Origin of the sequence: uncultured Brachyspira sp. (assembly GCF_944390595.1) — a bacterium.
GTDB lineage: Bacteria > Spirochaetota > Brachyspiria > Brachyspirales > Brachyspiraceae > Brachyspira.
In genome coordinates this window covers 1-2,905 of record NZ_CALXRN010000164.1, presented here as the reverse complement: position 1 = coordinate 2,905, position 2,905 = coordinate 1, and the positions used below count along the sequence as shown (strand labels likewise).

At 25.4% G+C, this 2,905-nt stretch carries 3 protein-coding genes and 2 pseudogenes; 2 read left to right on the top strand and 3 right to left on the bottom strand.

Features of this window, described 5'->3' with window-relative positions:
* A pseudogene (locus tag Q0J90_RS09590) lies at positions 1–337 on the bottom strand (hypothetical protein); the annotation flags it as partial.
* Positions 338–350: 13 nt separating this feature from the next.
* Positions 351–791 (bottom strand): GNAT family N-acetyltransferase, encoded by a 441-nt coding sequence (locus Q0J90_RS09585; RefSeq protein WP_297277688.1) that lies wholly within the window; start codon positions 789–791, stop codon positions 351–353.
* A gap of 129 nt (positions 792–920) precedes the next feature.
* Here Q0J90_RS09585 and Q0J90_RS09580 point away from each other — a divergent pair, with 129 nt between their 5' ends.
* Complete coding sequence (locus Q0J90_RS09580) at positions 921–1,688, top strand: biotin--[acetyl-CoA-carboxylase] ligase (protein WP_297277687.1); 768 nt, start codon at positions 921–923, stop codon at positions 1,686–1,688.
* A gap of 27 nt (positions 1,689–1,715) precedes the next feature.
* A complete protein-coding gene (locus Q0J90_RS09575) occupies positions 1,716–1,949 on the top strand; it encodes a hypothetical protein (protein WP_028329202.1) in 234 nt (77 codons plus the stop codon).
* Between the two features lie 288 nt (positions 1,950–2,237).
* On the opposite strand, the pseudogene Q0J90_RS09570 reads toward Q0J90_RS09575, so the two are convergent.
* A pseudogene (locus Q0J90_RS09570) lies at positions 2,238–2,905 on the bottom strand (molecular chaperone HtpG); the annotation flags it as partial.

Genomic DNA, 2,905 nt, shown 5'->3' with positions numbered 1-2,905 from the left:
TTGCTTTTATTCTTTTTATAAGTTCATCTCTTATTTCTTCACTGGCTTTATAATAAAATACTTCAGGATAATAAATTTTTTTCTCTAATGCTTTTTTGGCTATATCTTTTAAATCTATATTTCTATATGCAATTAAATCATAAATGTAAATACCGTTTAATAATTCTTTATCAACATTTTTTTCTTTTAAATCTTTTACATATTTATTGATCATCTCTTTTATTTCATCATCAGTTAAAGCAAGAGTTCTATTTCTCTCCTCTTCTGCCTTACATTTAAAGCATAAACCTTTATAACCCAATTCTATTCCGCATTTATCGCATTTATGTTCAAGCATATATACTCCTTAATTATAATAGCTTCATATATAAAATAGGAAAATTATTTCCCAACTCATCATATTCACTTCTATTATAAACCCTAAATCCCATATGCTCATAAAATCCATAAGCATTTATATTCTGCTCATTTACAGATACTTCATTAATATTATAGTTTGATATTCCATATTCTATTAATTTCCTTCCAATTCCATTTCCTACCGCATCAGGATCCAAAAATAACATCTCTAATTTCCTATCATCTATTCCCATAAATCCTATAAATTCATTATTAATACTTACAACTATTAAATGTTTTATAACTATTAATGCCTGTTTTACATATTTTGATATATTAACAATATCATTCTCAGTCAAAAATAAATGGCTAGCCCTGACAGATTTTTCCCATACAATATATAATTTATCTATAGAGTCATCATCTCTTTTATTTAATTCATATATATCCATAATAAACCTATAAATCATAAAAATTATTTACAATTATTACCCATATTATAAAAAAATCAACATAGATTATTATAAAAATAAAGTTATCATAATATTGATATAAAATTTTTTTAATTGTATAATAGATTCATGGAAGTTAACATATTTACAGATAATTTAAAGACTAAAATATATGGAAAAAATACTTTATTATTTGAATCATTGGAAAGTACAAATAAAAAAATGATAGAAGATTTAAATAATAAAATAACCTTAGAAGAAGGAACAGTTTATATAGCATTAAAGCAAACGTCAGGAAAAGGAAGTTATGGAAATACATGGCAGTCTGATAATAATTTAGGTTTATGGTTCAGCATACTTGTATATTCTCCTTTTAAAAAGGAAGCATTAAGTTTTTTACCTGGTATTGCTTTAACTAAATATTTAAGAGAGAAATATAATATAGATGCCCATGTTAAATGGCCTAATGATGTTTTGGTTGGAAATAAAAAAATATCTGGAACTCTTATTCAAATTACTCCTGTTAATGATAAAAATGCCTGCATAATAGGCACAGGTGTTAATTTATATCATCAGGAAAAAGATTTTGCTAATGATATAAAACATAAAGCTACTTCATTATTCATGGAAATAAAACAAAATGTACAATTAGAAAATTTTTATAAAGACTTAATTTATTATCTTGAAGAAATATATACAAGCAATAAAAGTTTGACGGATTATTTTAAAACATACAGCAAAATGATTGGAAAAACTATAAAAGCTGTAAAGGATAAAGAAGAAATAAAAGCTTTGGTGAAAGATATAACCGAAGAGGGATATTTAATAGTAGAAGTTAATGATAATACAGAAACTTGGATATCAAGAGCTTCTTTAGATATAGATACAAATTATTAAATAAAAACTTAATTAATGGATGTGATTATGAGAAAACCGATACCATATAAAAAACCAGAAGAAAAAAAACCAGTTAATAAAAAGAAAATAGTATTTCTTGTTATAGTAGAAATAATAGCTATTATATTGGCTATAGTTACAACTGCTATCATATCATTATTATTCGGTATAACACCATATATAAGTGCTGGTATAAGTGCTGTTATACTTGTTGTATTTAGCGTATTCATAGCTAAAGAATTTCTTTTGGAGAAAAAATAATAGCAAAAAAATTACCTACCATATTAAATGGGGCTTATATGGTAGGCACTTAAGAAAACATATGATAAAAAATAAAAACAATCTGATATATAGTATACGATATATAAAATTATTGTCAATAGTAAAAAATCAAATTTATATATATAAAAGCTGCTAATTCTATATATAGCAAAACATTTTCTACATAAGAATATAAAAACACTTTTTATTAAATTAATGTATATAAATTAAAAATCATAAAAAAAGGAATTACTATAAAAGCAATTCCTTTTCATAAATATCTAATTTTTATTTAAGCATTAACTTACTCATTCTGCTTGCAAATAGTTTAGGATCTTCAAGCGGAAGGCCTTCAAGTATGCATGCCTCATCATAAAGAAGTTCGCTGTATTCTTTAAAAAGCTCAGATACTTTATTAGCCTGATACTCTTTTTCCATAGCTTTGAAAACCTCATGAGAAGTATTAATTTCCAATACTCTTTCCGGTTTCATTCCAAATAAATTGTTACCTGTTTCAGCAAGAACTTTAGCCATATTAAAGCTGATAGAATCCTCTTTATTTGATAAACATACAACACTTTCTTTAAGTCTGTTAGTCTCTCTTACCTCAGCAACTTTGTCAGCACCTAATACCTCTTTTATAGCATTAAGTATATCTTTATTAGCAGATTCTTTATTTTCATCTTTATTTTCAGAATCTTTATTATCAGCCTGAAGTATAGAATGAAGTTTAGTACCATCAAACTCTCTCATCATGCTAACCATAAATTCATCTACCCTATCAGTGAAATAAAGAACTTCATATCCTTTATCTTTCATACCTTCCATGTGAGGAAGTTTTTCTATAGCAGATTTATCCTTAGCAGCAGCATAATATATAAACTCCTGACCTTCTTTCATTCTTGATTTATATTCTGCTAATGTTGTATATTCATCATCAGCTGTATTTGAAGATT

What these genes read in the sequence shown, in the direction of transcription:
- Q0J90_RS09585 (WP_297277688.1), bottom strand. Translation starts at nt 791, where the DNA reads ATGGATATATATGAATTAAATAAAAGAGATGATGACTCTATAGATAAA.
- Q0J90_RS09580 (WP_297277687.1), top strand. Translation starts at nt 921, where the DNA reads ATGGAAGTTAACATATTTACAGATAATTTAAAGACTAAAATATATGGA.
- Q0J90_RS09575 (WP_028329202.1), top strand. Translation starts at nt 1,716, where the DNA reads ATGAGAAAACCGATACCATATAAAAAACCAGAAGAAAAAAAACCAGTT.